The sequence below is a fragment of the Nonlabens sp. genome (assembly GCF_051251825.1).
In the GTDB taxonomy this organism is placed as follows: domain Bacteria; phylum Bacteroidota; class Bacteroidia; order Flavobacteriales; family Flavobacteriaceae; genus Nonlabens.
In genome coordinates, this window is sequence record NZ_JBPOGG010000014.1 from 1 (window position 1) to 17246 (window position 17246).

Consider the following 17246-nt stretch of genomic DNA (forward strand, 5'->3'; position numbering starts at 1 on the left):
ACCATATGCTAATGGCTTAATGTTCTTTTTAGTGTTTCTATCAGAAAAAGTTACAAAATCATTTGCTACTACATCATCCCAATGTCCCGTTGCAGTATTATTGCCTAAATCATAACCAGCAGCAGAACCTGAAAATGGAATAATATTTCCATTTAAGCCTAAGTTATTGTTATCTAAGTTAGCTATTTCTAAATAGTTAGTAGTTCCAGCTATCCCAGTTTGGATCGTGCCATTAAACCTGATGATGTTGTTATCAAATTCACCGTAGATCAAAGCACTATCTAAATCGTTAGACTGATTCTCTATATATAATTTATTATCACCAGTTTCACTATAACCAGCTTGATTTCCTATTGCAACATTGTTACTTCCAGCTATGTTGCTATATAAGGCTTGTGAGCCCAAAGCTGTATTATTATTTCCTAATGAATTATTCCTCAAAGAATTCAAACCTAATCCTAAATTATTTGATCCCGTAGAATTTACTCTTAAAGATTGAGAACCAATAGCAATATTATTGTTACCAGAGAAATTTGATAATAAGGCAGATGCTCCAGTTGCTATATTATTCGATCCGGTCCTATTGCTACGTAACGAATTTTGACCATTTGCTATATTGTTAGAGCCTGTTGTATTACTATATAACGCTTGTGATCCATTGGCAATGTTTATGGTTCCTGTAGTGTTGGAAAATAAAGATTGGTTACCATGGGCAATATTATTTGAACCTATCGTGTTGGCAAACAATGAGTGGTTTCCGCTAGCAATGTTGTGATTTCCTGTTGTGTTTGAGAACAAGGATGAGGATCCTTGTGCAATGTTTTGAACTCCTGTGGTGTTATTTCTTAAAGCCATAAAACCAATTCCTATATTATTATTGCTGGTAGTATTATTTCTCAAGGCATTATAGCCTATAGCTATATTATAATTACCCGTTGTATTATTAAACAGTGCTTGATTACCTTGACCTATATTAAAGTCCCCTGAAATATTGCTATACATAGATTGAAAACCAATAGCTACATTAGAATTACCAGAGGTATTTCCATTTAGTGTTTGAAATCCTGTCGCTATATTATGACCGCCTGAAATATTATCGTGTAAAGATTGTTGTCCTGTTGCAATGTTATGACTACCAGTGGTATTATCCCTTAAAGAATTGAGTCCTGTGGATATGTTATTTGTTCCCGTAGTGTTAGACCATAAAGAACGATGTCCTCGAGCAACATTATGACTTCCAGTTGTATTTGAAGATAAAGATTCGGTTCCTATGGCTATATTGCTTGAGCCCGTAGTATTTGAAAACATAGTAATAAAACCAATGGACACATTTCCTGAACCACTTGTATTACTATTTAATGCGGCATCTCCTATTCCTACATTAAGTCCACCAGAAGTATTTGAATTCAATGCAAAAGGTCCTACTCCTACATTAAAAGAACCAGAAGTATTTGAATCTAAAGATCGATAACCTAATGCAGTATTATAATTCCCTGTAGAATTGGACATCATAGACTCATATCCACTAGCAGTATTACCTATTCCAGTTGTATTGAAATATAAGGTACGATATCCTAAACCTGAATTAGAATAACCTGAAGTATTTGAATACATAGATTCAAAGCCAATACCTATGTTTCCATTATCAGAACTATCATCATTGACACCAGCATTGATTCCTAGAAATATAGAGGATCCATTTTCAGAACCATCCACATCACTTTTTCCATCATACAAGTCATTTATACGATCTAAATTAATCGTAGTATTCATTGCAACCCAAGTGGAACCAGTACTATCCCAGTAATAAAAACCTTTAGTCGCAGCGCCATTACCGGTTGCAAAAACAAGCATTCCATGTTGACTAGTACTAGGATTTATAGTAGAAAAATTATCCACTTTAGGGATTAATATTCCATCCAAAGCACTAGGTGTGCTCTCACTTGATGATCTTATATCTAACAATGCCTCAGGAACATCTGTATTTATTCCTATTTGTGCTGCTGTTGTAAAAATATTAAATAACAGTACAAACAATAAAGATTGAATGTATTGTATTCTCTTAAAGTTTGTACTGTCTAAATTGCTCATAACGTTTCAAATTAACTTATCCCTTAACCAACTCGTCTTATGAAGATGCGCTAAGAACAATTATTTCAATTTCCTTGAAAGCTTTATGCTGTGGTGCAGCTAGTAAAGAATCCTTAATTTTTGTGGTGGCAAATTCCAGAATATTTTGTCTTACTCGATGTCTTTTGCCAAAATATACATTCATCATCTTATTAGGTATGATATGATCAAGCTTAACTTTATTATCATTTAAAAAATAGAGTTTCACAGCATTCATAGAGTTCTTTTTGATGATCATACATTTTTCCATTTGGTTTTGAGCATTTGATCTAACGTCCCATATATCATAATCGATGATGCATTCATAAGGAGTTTGCTTATCTATAAACGTATGCAATGATTCTAATGAATTGATTTCCTTTTTAATTGAGATAATGCTTTCCATAACTAAGTTCTTTTGAATGATTGATAAGTCTAATTGATTTAATTTTTAATGAATTGTTTTACACCGGATTCGCTTCCTGAATATATTTTCATGAAATAAATCCCGCTTTTCAACTCATTAGTTGAAATGTGAATCTTTGAAGTATCGATTAGCTTTTGTCCAGCAACATCATACACTTCCACTCTATCTATTAAACCATCATATTTTATGTGAATATCAGTTGATGCAGGATTAGGATAAATAGTGAATGAATCATCTAGAGACATGCTCTCATTTGATAAGGCAGTACACTCTGCTTGATTATTCACAAAGATGTTATTTGGATGAGTATTAGTCCAGTTTGTTGTACTATAATTAGCATTGTCCACAAAAATACATATCAAACTAGGTGTGAAACTAGAACCGAAATAAGTGAAATTGGAATTATTACCATTTTGAACATTTAAATATGTTAACGGTGTAGTATATACTCCTAACTCTGTAAGAGCTACGTTGGCAGAAACATCTAAGCTTGTAATAGGGTTATTATCACAAAATAATTCATCTAAAACAGGATTTTGTGAGGTGTTCACAACAGTAAGCTGATTCTGACTACAGTTCAATTCAAGTAATTGTGGATTCTGTAAAACGTTGATAGAAGTCAATTGATTATTCCAGCAAGTAATGAGCTCCATTAAAGGATTTTGTGAAAAATCAAGCGCTTGCAACTGATTATTAGTACAGCTAATATTCTTCAAAACAGCATTTTGACTCAAATCAATACTGGTTAAACCGTTGTTATCAAAAAATAATGTTTCCAATGCTGTGTTTTGAGTAACATCTAAACTGGTTAACATATTAGATCCACAACCAAAATATTTTAACAGTGGATTTTGACTTACATCTATAGAAGTCATTTGATTAAATCGTATTGAGAAATATTCTAATAAAGGATGTTCGGAAGCATTAAAACTTGTCAATTGATTTTGTTGTAACCATAAATAATAAATCAATGAATTTGTTCTATTCAATATAATGTTAGTCAATAGATTATTTTCTAATCTTACAAAGGTTAGCGCGGTATTGTCGCTTAAATCAGCAAATGTGATTTGGTTACTCCACGCAGTTAATTGGGTAATATTTGTAAATTCTTCTATACCGACTAAACTTGCAATATTCATGTTTGGACAATTGATATGTCCCGTAAATGCCACTGCTTCTGTTATCTGTATTTCAGTATCACCATTAGTATTTATGGAAGGATTACCTACCAAGTATGCTTTAAAATTAACATCTGGAATGATGGCGTTTTGAGCAATACTTATTGTGGAAATTAATGCAGTTATTATAAATATGAGGTTTTTCATTTTTTAGATTTTAAGTATTAATTAATAACTACTTTTTTCACCACAGTACCTTTATCAAAGTCTAGTTTGACTATATAAATACCATTTGCAAATGAATTAGTATAAATCTCACTTTCAATTCCTTGCGCCACTTGAGAACCAGCCATATTATAAAGGGTATATTTCTCAAATTCAATTTGATTTGAAAAACTCAACTTTATGAAATTATTTGAAGTGTAGAGAATAATATCATTATCCAGTTCAAAGTCCGAGGAACTCAAAGCATCTTCGGCCACCATATTAAAATTGATCCATAGTGCACCGGAATTAGTAACATAGTCAGCAGATGTTCCTGGTGGAATGTGTAGATTAATATTACCACGTGTATCAAAGGTATCATTAGTACCTGTTGTAACATTTGGTGGAGTTATTGCTAGAGATGTAACATCTGTCAACAAATTATTAAAAAAGGCAACTGCACCTATGTTTGTGACACTACTAGGAAATGTTACAGAGGTTAATTGATTAAATCCAAACGCTCCTAATCCTATAGTGGATACGTTATCACCTAATGTTAAACTACTTATCGAATTAGTTACAAAGGCTGTAGTTCCTATTGTGATTACACTATTTGGTATTGTAACTGCGGTTAAACTATTATTTTCAAATGCAGAGATTCCTATTTCTGTAATACCATTAGGTATTGTGACACTGGTTAAGCCATCATCCTTAAAAGCATTATCTGCTATAGCGGTAACCGTATAAGATTGTGATGCTGTAGTAACCGTAGAAGGAATATTTAAATTTAATCCATTAACTAAGCTATAGTCAGAAATTGCTACCTCATTACTTATCGTAGGATTCTGTTCAAAAACCATATTAAAACCTGTCCATAAAGCACCAGTACCACTTGAATATGATGTCGTAGAGCCATCAGGTATAATTAAATCTATGGTTTCACGTACACCATTGTTGTAAAAAGTATCACTTTGATTAGAAGCCGTTGTTATAGTCGGTGCTGTTGTTGCATAAGAAGTAATAGAAGATAAAGGGTTTACCCTAAAAGCGCCTATTCCTATAGATGTAACATTTAAAGGAATCACCACATCACTAATTAGATTACCTTGAAAAGCGTAATCATCAATAATAGTAACACTATCTGGTATAACTAAATTTGAAATCTGATTTGAAGAAAATGATATTTCTCCTATTGTAGTTAATGTATTAGGAAAACTTACAGTCGTTATAAATGGTGGATTTCCTCCAAAAAAAGCACCATAACCTATTTCTGTAACCGTATAAGTAATGTTATTATTTGTAACCGTTGAAGGGATTACTACATTAACGCCTCCTGTGGAAGCATTATAGTCTCTGACTGTAACCGTGTTTGTGCCAGAGTTAACTATAAATTCCATTGAATTTTGAGTGAATATCTGTCCGTATCCTATGGTTACTGTAAAAAGAATTAAAATACTAAGTAAAGATTTTTTCATGATTGTAGATTTTTAAAGTTGATTTGAGATTGTTTTGCATGCTTTCGCGAAAGCAGAATGGAAATATGTAATAGAAATAAACTAGTAATCCATTTTTCTAAGGGATCCATCTAGTGCGTAATAAAAACGGAACGTAGTACCACCGTTTTCTGGTTTGAGATTAATGGCATATTCTGTTCTAGCGATATCCCCATTTTTAGGGAAAATCACAGAAGCAGTGTAAAGAGTAGGGTTTTCAAGATCCTTCTCGTCTTTTAATTGCTGTTTAGATTTTTCTATTAAAGAGCCTAGTTGAGTAAGATTAATTTGGTCATTAAGCTGATACATAAAATCTGCAGCTTGCGTACCTTCAGGAACCTCTAGAGAGATGTCTGAGTTTTGTGTCCAGGAACCTTGACTTAAATTCCACTGCCCCATTTTTAATGAACTAGGATCTGTGGTTACTGTAACACCTACTATGTTACCTATGGTTTTATCGTAAACTATACTGATGTCTGTGAAGTAAGCATCTTCACCAAACTCACTTTTAATTTCGTTTTGAATTTCTGTAAAACCTGCTGCAGTTGCTGGTTGATCTGCCGTGTTTCCTCCACAAGAGACTAAGCTGAGTACGGCACCGATTAAAATAAATAGACTGATTTTTTTCATAATGTTTATCTGTTTGAGCACTTGTGCTGTGCTATTGATGAGATAAACATATGATGTTATAAGCTCTATAAAAATGAGTATTCTATTTGCGAGCAGTTATAATCAATATGCGATACGTTTAAAACAATATGCGCAAATCGATGAAATGCAAATCAGGATACTATTCTCTGTTCCAGCCGAATAGTCGATTTAAGAAACCTTCCTTTTTGCGTGTAGATACAGGGATTCTTTTACCATTTTTCAAATAAATGGTTCCAGATTTATCATATTTATCTATAAACTGAAGATTCACCATAAAGGATTGATGTGGTCGAATAAAGGTACCAGCAATAAGCTGTTCTTCAAATTCCTTAATAGGTTTAGATGCGAGATGTTTTTTCCCATCTTCTAAATAAAATGTGGTATAACCTTTATCTGACTCGCAATACATTAAATTTTGAAGATGAATTACTTGAAAGGAATCTTGTAACGATAGTATGAGAGTTTCACCTTCATTATTAATCGCATTTTGAACTTTTTTAATTTGTTGTTTTTGAACCTCTAATGGTAACGCTTCTATTTTCTCTAGAGCAACTTTTAGTTCGTCTATGTCCACTGGTTTCAATAAATAATCTACTGCTCCTATTTTTAAAGCTTGTAATGCATATTCTTCATAAGCTGTAATAAAGATGACTTTAAATTTTAAATCATCAGTTTGTTTTAAAAAGTCAAATCCAGTACCATCTGTGAGATTAATATCAAGAAAAATTAAGTCTGGTTTACATGCCTTAGTTACGATTACCGCATCTTTAACAGACTCGCACTCACCTACTACTGTTATATCTTTATCTAATGAAGCAAGGATATGTATTAAGCCTTTCCTTATGTTTTCTTTATCTTCTACAATTAATGCTTTCATATATTTAAGAGATATAAGGGATTATTAACGTTACCATGGTTCCGTTTTTACCATCTTCCATTTTGTTCTTTAAAGTAAGTGATCCTGGAGAGTTAAAATCTTTAGACAGTACTTTGAGTCGTTCTGAAGTAATAGTTGTTGCAAGAGATTTTTTAGTCTTATTAATTTTTTGATCGTCCTTAGAAATCCCTACTCCATTATCATCAATAGTACAAGTTAATTGATCTCCATGAAAACGTATAGCTACGTTGATTTCTTTATGCTTTGATCTATCAGGAAAAGCGTGTTCTATAGCGTTCTCAATAAAAGGTTGAATAAGCATAGGTGGAATTTTTAATGCCTCTGGATCTATATTTTTATCTATCTCATATTTGAAATGAAATGGTGGATCTGTATCTAGATTTTGTAACTCCACATAGCTGTCTATAGCAGATAGCTCGTCAGCCAGTGATACCGTTCTATGACGTGAATTTTCTAAAATGGTTCTCAGGAGCTTAGAGAATTTAGATAAATAGGAAATGGATTTTTCTTCGTCTTTATTTAATATCATTCCTTGTAAAACAGAAAGTGAATTAAAAATAAAATGTGGTGTCATTTGCGAGCGTAATAATTTTTGCTCCATAACTATATTTTGAGTCTTAGCCTTTGCATTTCTAAGCTTGAGAGAGAAAATAATTGCTGCAAGTGCCAGCGTTAAAAGTAAAAAGGCAATAACACCTAATAATAAATTACGTTGTGATTTTTCTAAATTCTCTGTGGCATCTTTTACAGTTTTAGTCAGTTTCAATTCTCTGATGCTCGCAGAGTCCAATTCTTTTTGATATTTAAATTGATTCTCTAACTGCGCTATTTTCTCAATGTTTTCTTTGTTGAAAATGCTATCGTTTAGGTTTTTATAGGCTACATGATTTTCTAGAGCTTTTTTATATTGACCTGACTTTTCATAAATCTGGTAATACAAGTCTTTGCAATCTCTTTGTGCATCAAGAAAATTAAATTGAATAGAAATTTCTTCACACTTTTCTAGGTATTCAAAAGCAAGGTCATTATTTCCTTGGGTTGAATAAACTTTTGCAAGACCAAAATAAGTTCTGCTTACACCTATAGCATTACCTATCTCTTCGCAAATTTTTTCTGATTGCTTAAAATAATCTAAGGCTTTCTCATAATTACCTTTGCTATATTCTATTTCAGCTATAAAACTTAATCCATTAGCAATTCCATATTGATCATTGATTTCTTTATTTATTTCTAGTGCTTCTAATAAATATGGTAATGCTTCATCATCTTTGTCTTGTGCGAGCTTGATGAATCCTAACCCATTTAAAGACCCTGCAATAACTTCCTTTTTTCCATATTTTCTTGACAATTCAAGAGCTTTATTATAGTAATTAATAGCTTTATCATATTGCTGTTGCATTTGATAAATAATAGCCAAATTAATAGTAATCGTTAAGGTTTCATATTCATTTGGAATCTCTAGAGAATTGTGGATGTCTAGTGCTTGATTTAAATACTCAATAGCTTTGGGAGCATTATTTTGTTCACCAAAAATACCACCAATGTTTGTAAGAGAAGAGGCTATATCAATAGAATCCTTAATTTGTCTTCTAATCTCTAATGATTTTGTGTAATTGACGACTGCTTGATCATAGTCACCACGATCTGCATAAATATTCCCTACATTATTAAGCACTGCAGCGACACCTTTAAGATCATTTCTTTCTCGATCTATTACAGCTGAATTTTCAAAATATTCAATGGCTTTATCAAGGTTACCTTGTGAATAATGAGCAATACCTATACTATTTAAGGAATAAGATATTCCTTTTTTATTATTTAATTTTTTATAGATGTCATACGCTTTTTGATTCGTTTCTATAACGTTTTGAAAGTCTGATTTTTTTAAAGCAATATGACCTTTGAAATAATAAAGCTCTGCTTTTCCATCTTCAAAATTCAAGGAATCAATTAAATATTCAGACTCCTTAATTAATTCATCAATACCATCCAGATTATATTCATTAAGATCATATATCAACGAATTAAGAAGTCGTACTCTCGTAGTATCCTTTTGTTTGTGTAATCTTAGCTCGTTTCTTACACTGTCTACTGCCTTGTTTTGAGCTTGTGAACCTATTGCTAGTAATAATAATATAAAGAGAAATCTATTTTTCATAATCTTAAGTAAACTGATATTTCTAGCTCATTTAAATCAATGCTTATGAGAGCTAGAATCTATAATAATACTGATAATTAAGATATTAATTAATATCCAATTCATTTTTGTCGCTTTTTGAGCCATAAGCGTTAGGAAGGAAGTCATTTATGATTAAATACCATTTGATGATTATGAGATAACTTCTCACCTATTTCTATGTATCAAAATATTAAACACAAAAAAGCCCATCCTTATGGATGGGCTTTTTCTTAAAACTTTGAAAATATGTCTTATAGAACTTTAACGTTCACTGCATTAAGTCCTTTGTTTCCTTCTTGTAAGTCAAATTCAACCTCGTCACCTTCACGGATCTCATCGATTAATCCTGAAATGTGTACGAAGTGATCTTTATCTACTCCTTCTTCAGTGATGAATCCAAATCCTTTTGTTTCGTTGAAAAATTTTACTGTTCCTTTACTCATTGTATTGTAATTAAATTGTTAATACTAACTCATTTGCAAACCTTGTGCCACAAACAATTAGCGCTGCAAAGATAGACTAGTTTGAGGCAGGACAATTTTTAATAGCAACTATTATGTGTATTTCATTCTTTTATTACAATATCCTTTATCAAATGTGAATATTAATACTATTGATGCATACAATCCATAATTTCTTTTTGGAAAATAGTAATCAGTTAAAGTTTCCCAATAGTTCAATACAAGCCATAAAAAAAGCCCAACCTACGGTTGAGCTTTTTTCTAAACGTTGAATATATGTCTTATAGAACTTTTACGTTCACTGCATTTAATCCTTTGTTACCTTCTTTAAGGTCAAATTCAACCTCGTCACCTTCACGAATCTCATCGATTAATCCTGAAATGTGTACGAAATGATCTTTGTCTACTCCTTCTTCAGTGATGAAACCAAATCCTTTAGTTTCGTTGAAAAATTTTACTGTTCCTTTACTCATCTTAATGTAATTAAATTATAATATAAGTTGCAAAGATAGTATCATTCAATTGCCAATCACATTAAATAGTGATTAAACTTCATTTATTGAGCATTAACGATACCTGCAAGCTTTAAAAGCGGCTATTAAAAGCAGTAAAATCGCTCTTTTTCAATTATTTAGAGCTGTTATAGCTCATAAATACGCACCTTTTTCTTCTTCAAGCGAGTATTATTAGTTTTATCTATCACTTCGTAGAGCTTTTTCTTAGGTACCGCTACAAAGGCACAATCCTGTTTCAACTCTATAACACCTAATTCGTTTTTCTCGAGTCCACCTTGCTTGAAAAACAATCCAGCGATATCTCCTTTAGAGATTTTATCCTTACGACCACCAGATATAAATACCGTTGCCCATTCCGTTCCTAGTTTTGTAGTTTCTGGTTTTGGAATTAAAACTTCCTCAGTAGTAATGAAATCGGGAACAGTTTCTTTATTCCATTGTAAGACATAAGCGGTTCCTTGAGCATTCATACGAGCAGTTCTGCCATTTCTATGAGTAAACTCCTCGGCTTTTAACGGCAATTGGTAATGTATGATGTATTTTAATTCTGGTATATCGAGACCACGTGCAGCTAGATCTGTGGCAATAATAACCTGATGTGTTCCATTCCTAAACTTGATTAACGCACGTTCACGTTCTTGTTGCTCCAGTCCACCATGGAATAATCCATGAGATATATTATGAATGCTCAAATGTTCACTCACAAAATTGATCGTATCCTTAAAGTTACAGAATATAATACCTGGTTGATTCCCTATATGTTGCAATAAATTGATAAGTGTTGCCAGCTTATCTTTATTTGCAGCAGTTACTTTCTTAATATCTAATTGAGCAACTCCAGCAGCCGTATAGTCTATCACTTTAGGATTTTTCACTTTTGCAAAGTCTGGAATTCTTATATTTTGAGTTGCACTGGTAAGTACGCGTTTCTTTACATGAATTAAATCAGTAAGAATATCTCCCATTTCTTGTTCAAATCCTACTTCTAGTGATTTATCAAACTCATCCAGTACGATGGTCTTCAACTCCTCGATAGAGAAACTTTCTCGATCTAGATGATCTAGAACACGACCTGGCGTACCTATAAGAATTGCTGGAGTATGCGCCAGTTCAAGTTTATCCTTGGAAATAGGTCTTCCACCATATACGGCGTTTGCCTTAAAACCGGTTCCCATATCACGTATTACTTGCTCAATTTGAATCGCTAGTTCCCTAGATGGAACGAGTATGAGTAGTTGAACTTCTTTAATCGCCGGTTTTAACTCGTTAATTAAAGGAAGTAAGAACGCGAGTGTTTTACCTGTTCCCGTAGGAGATAGTAATATAGTACTAGGATATGCTGGAATAGTAAGCAATGCTTGTTCCTGCATAGGATTTAATGCGGTAATCCCTAATTTCTCAAGGATTTGCGCTTGATTTTTTATAGTTGTTGACATGTTGCAAAAGTAGTGGTTTCCACTACTCTATTTCACTAAGAGTACTATAAAGAAATGGTGTGATTGTTTTAAATACGCTTTCGCGAAAGCGTATTCAAAAACCAAAATTGCAAACTATGTAAACCTACTTATATAAAGATAAGTATTAATGCTAGCAAAAGTCCACCAGCAGCAAAGAGCATTCCTTTCTTGAAGATATTTGTGCCAGGCATGAACATCCAAAAACTTGAAATCACAAAAAATAATAACCCAAGTCCAAAAATGATATTCAAGAAAAATAATGGTTGACTAGATTTTGCTTTGTGCAGGTGCGTCATCTTATCCAGCACATAAGGCAATTCCATTTTAGTGAATTCGGCGGTACCGGTGACTTTATTATAACTTCCATTTTTAAATAGAACGAGATCACCATTTGTGCTTTCAATCTTGAGTCTCTTGTCACCTATCGCTTGACCTAGAGCTTTTTCATTTAATTGAGTACTGATCACTTTAGAATAAGCAACCTCACGTTTCATCACATCACTATCACGGAATATTAAAACGATTCCACTGATAGCATACATAGCCATAATTCCAGCTAGGAAAAAGCCTAAATAGCGGTGAAATATTCTCATTTTAAGCGATGTAGCACTTGGTTTAGCCATAATAGATTTTATTAAATTATTTTAAAACACCATCGACGGCGTTTATGATTTGGTCATATTTTAAATCTCCTGTAAATAGAGAAAAACTCTTACCATTAAAAGGTTCATACACGTTGCGATTCATGCGGGAAAATAATCCTACTACCGGTGCGCCACTAGCACTGGCAAGGTGCATGATACCACAATCTGCTCCTATCCACACATCAGTATGAGAAATAAATGCGGCAATTTCTCTTATGTCTTTACTGTAGTAAGATGGCGCTGTAAAGTCTATTTGGGAAACGTTTTCATAAGGCAGCACCTCTACTATATGATAGTTAGGATATTCTAACTGGAGTCTTTTATAGAAAGGAATCCACCAGTCTGGCTTATAACATTTATCTCCTGTTGCAAAGGTAAAAATGGAAATGGTCTTCTTAGAATCGTCTGCGATTTCACGGAGTTTTTCAAGTCCACGTTGTGATTCTTCGTTAGTCAATTCTATACTTAGATTCTTGACAGGTAAATGTTGATCAGGAAAACCTAAATTTTCCATATAAGCTCTAAATGCATAGACTTGCTCCTTTGCGATGTGCATTCCGTCTGTGTAATGGGCTGTAAAATCTTGTTCTTCTTCTCCGTAAACTTTGAATTTTGCCTTGGCCATTTGTGTATACAACCTTCCTGAAGATGATCCAGTTACAGCGTTTATAGCAAAATCATATTTTCTGTTTCTAACTGATGTTGCTCCTTTTATATAGTCTTTGAGGTTTTTAAAAGGCTTTTTAGGCAATCTTGTGATTTTATCTACAGCTTCATAATTCTCAAAAATGATAGGTCCTAGAAAACCTTGAACAATAAGGTCTATTTTGGCATTTGGGAACGTTGCAATCACCTCTTGAACTAGAGGCGTGATAAGGATTAAGTTACCTAGCCTGTGATTAGTACGTACGATTAACACACGCTTGACACCATTTAAATCTATTAAATCACCAGGTTTAGGCTCATGAGTTGTACCAATCTTTCTCGTTAGAGATTTCATGATTTTCCTACGGTAATTATTGACTTTCTTATGTTTTGCCATGTCGGTTAATAACGAGTTTGCAAAAGTAAGCAACCGCAATTAAAGTGATGGAATTATAAGCTTAATTTAATTGTTAAGGTGTGTTGAGAATTACGCTTTCGCGAAAGCGTAATCAAAATCATCTATTTCAATTTACAATGTGCTTTTCTTCTTCTTACCTTTAAAAAAGCCCGGAATTTGATTGTAATCGATGAAGTATTGTAGTTTTATCGAAACTGTTTGATTCAACGACTGGTCCAATAGATTGCCTATACTACGATTATATGTCGCCTGTGATTCATTATCAAAATTAAACAGTTGATTGCGGTATAACGCAGTTAAAAAACTACCTGGAGCTACTTGCCATGAGTAACTCAAATCAAAATTCCAAGTCGTGAAATTGATGTTAGGATCGTTAGGAATATTAGTTGTGGTATAACCTGTATTTGCGACACGACCGTTATCTTGTAACGTGAATAAATCCTTATTATAATCAACAATTCCCCAATAATTTCTTAATGTCAATGACAAAGTATGATAGGGATTGAAGTTATAATTTGCATTAATAGTTTGCTCAATTTCTATGCGCTGGCGATCTCCCATTACTACATCATTTCCTACTTGAGTCACGTAACCTCTATCTCCTGTATAATATTCTCTATCAAAAAAGTAGGACAAAACGAACTTATCATTAAAACGTATTCTAGGCCCAAATCCAAACCAATAATTTACATAATCGCGTCCAGGTTCCAATAAACTTTCAATACCAAAATTTGCGCTTATGGCTACTTTCTTATTATCGTTTGAATTGAACCATGCGTTCATATTCACACCATTTTCTCTTATGAAAAAAGCACCAGCTTTACGTGGCTCAAAATAATCAAATTGACGACCAGGCTGTAGATTAATATTTGCACCATAATTATTTAATGATGTAGTGTTACCATTAAAATTTGCTCCTATTCCTAATCCAGTAAAAGTATCTGGATTTGCGAGTCTAGTATAGTCTATATATGTATTTACAAAGATGTTATTCCACTTTCCTGTAGGTTCAAATGTTCTAAAGGTATAATTAACGCCAAAGTCATTGCGGTTATTCCTGAACTGTAATCCTAGATCGTTGATATCAAATTTAGTATCCACATAAGTATGATCAAAGTTAAAGCGATGCTTTCCAGCAACAGTCTGTGCTCTAAAAAAGGTGCTATAGCCCGATTGATTACCATTTTCAAGGTTGAGATGACTCATTTTAACCTGACCTTGAATATTATATGTGTTACGTTTATTCACGATGTCTGCAAGTAAAGCGGTCACATTTGCATCTCTAAAACCACCATTTCTAGTGGTGTTTGTGTTTATGATTCCTATACTTGAGTTTTGATTAAATTGCTGGTCTGCGACTATGATATTGTAATTAGTAAATGGTTCTACTAGTTCTTCTCTTCTATTACCAGTTACTGTATTTTCAACGGTTGCATAGGTTTTTTCTGTTATGCTATTAAAGAATCCTAGACCGAGACCTTTCTTAGTACGACCAGATACCTTAATGGCGTTCAACACTTTACTTGTACGTGGATAGGCTACCAACTCTTCATTTGCATTTAAACTTACATCGCCCGTAGGTGCGTTTCCAACTCTTCTAGAAAAGAATAAATTTCCTTTACTGAATAGATCTAGCCCTTCAGTAAAAAACTGTCTTTGCTCAGAAAAAGTTTGTTCAAACGGTCCTAAATTAAGAGTTACATCATCAAATCCTGCCTGGCTAAAATCTGGAATAAGTGTTGCGTCCAGTGTGAAGTTCTCTGTAATGCCATATTTTAAATCAAGTCCTGCGTTGAAATTAGTTTCTGTAGTTCCTTCAAAGCTATTAGTCACACCAGAGATAAATGGATAAAAAGCTAATCTTACTGGTGGATCGATAGCACTCAGTCCTTTTAATTCTCCATGGTATAAACCTATGTTTCCTTTAGTCACGTCCAGCTCGTTCCATGTATATTGTGCCTCAGTACGTTTAAACCTGCGATGAAATTGAATTCCCCAAGTTTCTAAATCTTTGTTATCAAATCTCAAACAGCGATAAGGAATTTTCATTTCCAAAGTCCATCCATCGTTTTGCATTTTAACAGCACTATCCCACACAGCATTCCAGCCAAAATCTTCACCAACGGTAGGATTTGCGGTAGCATCTGCCTGAGCACCTGAGGCAAAGACAAAAAACTCTGTATCGTTCTGAGCATCATTATTTGGATTCACTACAAAACCAAAAAAATCTGAGAAAGCAAAATTGTCTCTACTCGCAAACTGTTTTGCAATAAGAGCTGTATCATCATATAAGTAAGCGGCTACATAAATAGCATTATCATCATAAGTCATTTTAACAACCGTACGATTGTGTAATGAGTCTTTTACTCCTGGAATAGGTCTAAATTGAATAAAACCTGTGGCTTCTTCGGCATTTTGCCAAGCTGTGTCTGTAAGCTCACCATCAATCTTAGGTGAATCATCTGTACGTTGAATGTTTAGTTTTTTCTTTTCTTGCCCGAATGCTTGAATACAAAATAGCAAACATAGAGTGATTAAAGGAAGTCTCATGAATCTTGGTTAGTGATTGAAAAATAGACTTGACTCAAAACAAAATGTTACAGTTGTCCTACATAATTATTTTTGTTTCTTTAATTAATTATCCATTTATACATATATTGTAAGGTATAGTACATCTATCTTTGATATTGCTTAACTCTTATAGTTCAATTTATAAAGAGTTTTCACCTGCTTAAGCTGCAAAAAAACAAAATGATAAAACCACCTATACCTACAAACGAGCAATACAGGCAAGCAGCTGTAGAGACCTACAATTTGCTCGACACGATGCCAGAGGAAAATTATGATAGCATCACGTCAATCGTTTCAAGTATATGTGATGCTCCTATATCACTAATCACATTAATGGATAAGGATCGTAATTTTTTGAAATCTAGACACGGTATTGACATGTCTGAATCTCCAAGAGACATCTCATTTTGTGGTCATGCTATCGCAAGTGAAGAAGACATAATGATTGTGCCAGACGCTAGAGAAGATCATAGATTTCAAGGCAATCCTTTAGTAGATGGTTTTAATGCGATTTTCTATGCAGGTGTACCTCTAGTTGATAAAAATGGATATAAACTGGGTACTTTATGTGTTTATGATCATAAACCTAGAACCTTAAAGGAAAATCAAATAACCGCTCTTAAGTCTATGTCTAAGCAGGTTATTGCGTTATTTGAAGAACGTTATAAAACGATTCAATTGGAGAAAGTGACCTCGACACTTCAGGAACGTAATGATGAATTAAAAGATTTTGCAGGGATTGTTTCTCATGATCTTAAAGCACCACTTTCTAACATCATAATGATTACTGAACTTTTAAAAGAAAGTGAACAATCACTATCTGATCAAAGTAAGGAATATTTAGGCTACTTAAAAGGAAGCTCTACCACTATGAGTAGATACATTGATGGAATGTTGCAATTTTATCAAAGTGAAGAACTTGTTTCAAACATTTATGACCACGTGAGTTATGTCGATTTAATCGAAGATGTCATTGCCATGACTGTTAAAGATGATGACGTTGTTGTTAATTATATACCAGCTCTAGATACCACATTACATACCAGTGAAATGGCTCTCCAACAAATTTTGATAAATGTGGTTACAAACTCTGTGAAATATGGAGATAAGGAAAAAACCATTATAGATATACATTTAGAGAGCTACCCAAATGATTATGAAATAAGAATAAAAGATAATGGAAGTGGAATTTCTCCAGAAAATTTAAAATCTGTTTTTAAACTGTTTTATATCGCTGCAGAAAAGGATCGTAATGGTAATCAAGGAACTGGAATAGGACTCGCAACGGTTGCAAGATTACTAGAGCACATGAATGGATCCATTACCGTTGATTCTAAGCTCGGTGAATGGACAGAATTTGTCATTAAATTTCCTAAAGGCATCGTTGAATAATTATCTGTTCATATTTCAATTATTATCAAATAAAAAAAGTGCTGATTGGTTGAGACTATCAGCA

At 33.3% G+C, this 17246-nt stretch carries 14 protein-coding genes; 1 reads left to right on the forward strand and 13 read right to left on the reverse strand.

Going from position 1 to position 17246, the window contains the following annotated elements; genetic code table 11:
* The 13 genes from ACSHWW_RS12760 to ACSHWW_RS12820 all read right to left on the reverse strand — a co-directional run.
* The coding region (locus ACSHWW_RS12760; protein ID WP_435682849.1) for a beta strand repeat-containing protein at nt 1-2091 on the reverse strand (2091 nt) is incomplete at its 3' end.
* A 37-nt stretch (nt 2092-2128) separates the two neighbouring features.
* The gene (locus tag ACSHWW_RS12765; protein WP_435682850.1) at nt 2129-2515 is read right to left on the reverse strand and encodes a hypothetical protein; all 387 of its coding nucleotides are present in this window, start codon (nt 2513-2515) and stop codon (nt 2129-2131) included.
* Nucleotides 2516-2553: 38 nt separating this feature from the next.
* Nucleotides 2554-3861, reverse strand: coding sequence for a T9SS type A sorting domain-containing protein (locus tag ACSHWW_RS12770; RefSeq protein WP_435682851.1), 1308 nt, complete (start codon nt 3859-3861; stop codon nt 2554-2556).
* Nucleotides 3862-3878: 17 nt separating this feature from the next.
* Nucleotides 3879-5333, reverse strand: a complete 1455-nt coding sequence (locus ACSHWW_RS12775) for a leucine-rich repeat domain-containing protein (RefSeq protein ID WP_435682852.1) — start codon at nt 5331-5333, stop codon at nt 3879-3881.
* An 81-nt stretch (nt 5334-5414) separates the two neighbouring features.
* Nucleotides 5415-5981 carry a hypothetical protein gene (locus tag ACSHWW_RS12780; RefSeq protein ID WP_435682853.1) on the reverse strand — a complete coding sequence of 189 codons (567 nt, stop codon included), beginning with the start codon at nt 5979-5981 and terminating at the stop codon, nt 5415-5417.
* A 160-nt stretch (nt 5982-6141) separates the two neighbouring features.
* Complete coding sequence (locus ACSHWW_RS12785) at nt 6142-6879, reverse strand: LytR/AlgR family response regulator transcription factor (protein ID WP_435682854.1); 738 nt, start codon at nt 6877-6879, stop codon at nt 6142-6144.
* Nucleotides 6880-6883: 4 nt separating this feature from the next.
* Nucleotides 6884-9058: a tetratricopeptide repeat protein gene (locus ACSHWW_RS12790; protein ID WP_435682855.1), complete on the reverse strand. Its 2175-nt coding sequence runs from the start codon at nt 9056-9058 to the stop codon at nt 6884-6886.
* 272 nt (nt 9059-9330) lie between these two features.
* Nucleotides 9331-9522, reverse strand: coding sequence for a cold-shock protein (locus ACSHWW_RS12795; RefSeq protein ID WP_435682856.1), 192 nt, complete (start codon nt 9520-9522; stop codon nt 9331-9333).
* Between the two features lie 299 nt (nt 9523-9821).
* Nucleotides 9822-10013, reverse strand: coding sequence for a cold-shock protein (locus ACSHWW_RS12800; protein WP_036579162.1), 192 nt, complete (start codon nt 10011-10013; stop codon nt 9822-9824).
* Nucleotides 10014-10180: 167 nt separating this feature from the next.
* Nucleotides 10181-11491 (reverse strand): DEAD/DEAH box helicase, encoded by a 1311-nt coding sequence (locus tag ACSHWW_RS12805; RefSeq protein ID WP_435682857.1) that lies wholly within the window; start codon nt 11489-11491, stop codon nt 10181-10183.
* Nucleotides 11492-11619: 128 nt separating this feature from the next.
* Nucleotides 11620-12135, reverse strand: coding sequence for a hypothetical protein (locus ACSHWW_RS12810; RefSeq protein WP_435682858.1), 516 nt, complete (start codon nt 12133-12135; stop codon nt 11620-11622).
* A 16-nt stretch (nt 12136-12151) separates the two neighbouring features.
* Entirely contained in the window at nt 12152-13198 is a 1047-nt protein-coding gene (locus ACSHWW_RS12815; protein WP_435682859.1) for a glycosyltransferase family 9 protein, read from the reverse strand.
* 132 nt (nt 13199-13330) lie between these two features.
* Nucleotides 13331-15769 (reverse strand): DUF5916 domain-containing protein, encoded by a 2439-nt coding sequence (locus tag ACSHWW_RS12820; protein WP_435682860.1) that lies wholly within the window; start codon nt 15767-15769, stop codon nt 13331-13333.
* Between the two features lie 201 nt (nt 15770-15970).
* On the opposite strand from ACSHWW_RS12820, the gene ACSHWW_RS12825 reads away from it, so the two are divergent.
* On the forward strand, nt 15971-17182 hold the full coding sequence (locus tag ACSHWW_RS12825) for a sensor histidine kinase (protein WP_435682861.1): 1212 nt from the start codon (nt 15971-15973) through the stop codon (nt 17180-17182).
* The last annotated feature ends 64 nt before the right edge of the window (nt 17183-17246 follow it).

Excerpts from the sequence above, each read along its gene's own strand:
- ACSHWW_RS12765 (WP_435682850.1), bottom strand. The coding sequence starts at position 2,515 with ATGGAAAGCATTATCTCAATTAAAAAGGAAATCAATTCATTAGAATCA.
- ACSHWW_RS12810 (WP_435682858.1), bottom strand. The coding sequence starts at position 12,135 with ATGGCTAAACCAAGTGCTACATCGCTTAAAATGAGAATATTTCACCGC.
- ACSHWW_RS12790 (WP_435682855.1), bottom strand. The coding sequence starts at position 9,058 with ATGAAAAATAGATTTCTCTTTATATTATTATTACTAGCAATAGGTTCA.
- ACSHWW_RS12780 (WP_435682853.1), bottom strand. The coding sequence starts at position 5,981 with ATGAAAAAAATCAGTCTATTTATTTTAATCGGTGCCGTACTCAGCTTA.
- ACSHWW_RS12805 (WP_435682857.1), bottom strand. The coding sequence starts at position 11,491 with ATGTCAACAACTATAAAAAATCAAGCGCAAATCCTTGAGAAATTAGGG.
- ACSHWW_RS12770 (WP_435682851.1), bottom strand. The coding sequence starts at position 3,861 with ATGAAAAACCTCATATTTATAATAACTGCATTAATTTCCACAATAAGT.
- ACSHWW_RS12825 (WP_435682861.1), top strand. The coding sequence starts at position 15,971 with ATGATAAAACCACCTATACCTACAAACGAGCAATACAGGCAAGCAGCT.
- ACSHWW_RS12775 (WP_435682852.1), bottom strand. The coding sequence starts at position 5,333 with ATGAAAAAATCTTTACTTAGTATTTTAATTCTTTTTACAGTAACCATA.
- ACSHWW_RS12785 (WP_435682854.1), bottom strand. The coding sequence starts at position 6,879 with ATGAAAGCATTAATTGTAGAAGATAAAGAAAACATAAGGAAAGGCTTA.
- ACSHWW_RS12795 (WP_435682856.1), bottom strand. The coding sequence starts at position 9,522 with ATGAGTAAAGGAACAGTAAAATTTTTCAACGAAACAAAAGGATTTGGA.
- ACSHWW_RS12815 (WP_435682859.1), bottom strand. The coding sequence starts at position 13,198 with ATGGCAAAACATAAGAAAGTCAATAATTACCGTAGGAAAATCATGAAA.
- ACSHWW_RS12820 (WP_435682860.1), bottom strand. The coding sequence starts at position 15,769 with ATGAGACTTCCTTTAATCACTCTATGTTTGCTATTTTGTATTCAAGCA.
- ACSHWW_RS12800 (WP_036579162.1), bottom strand. The coding sequence starts at position 10,013 with ATGAGTAAAGGAACAGTAAAATTTTTCAACGAAACTAAAGGATTTGGT.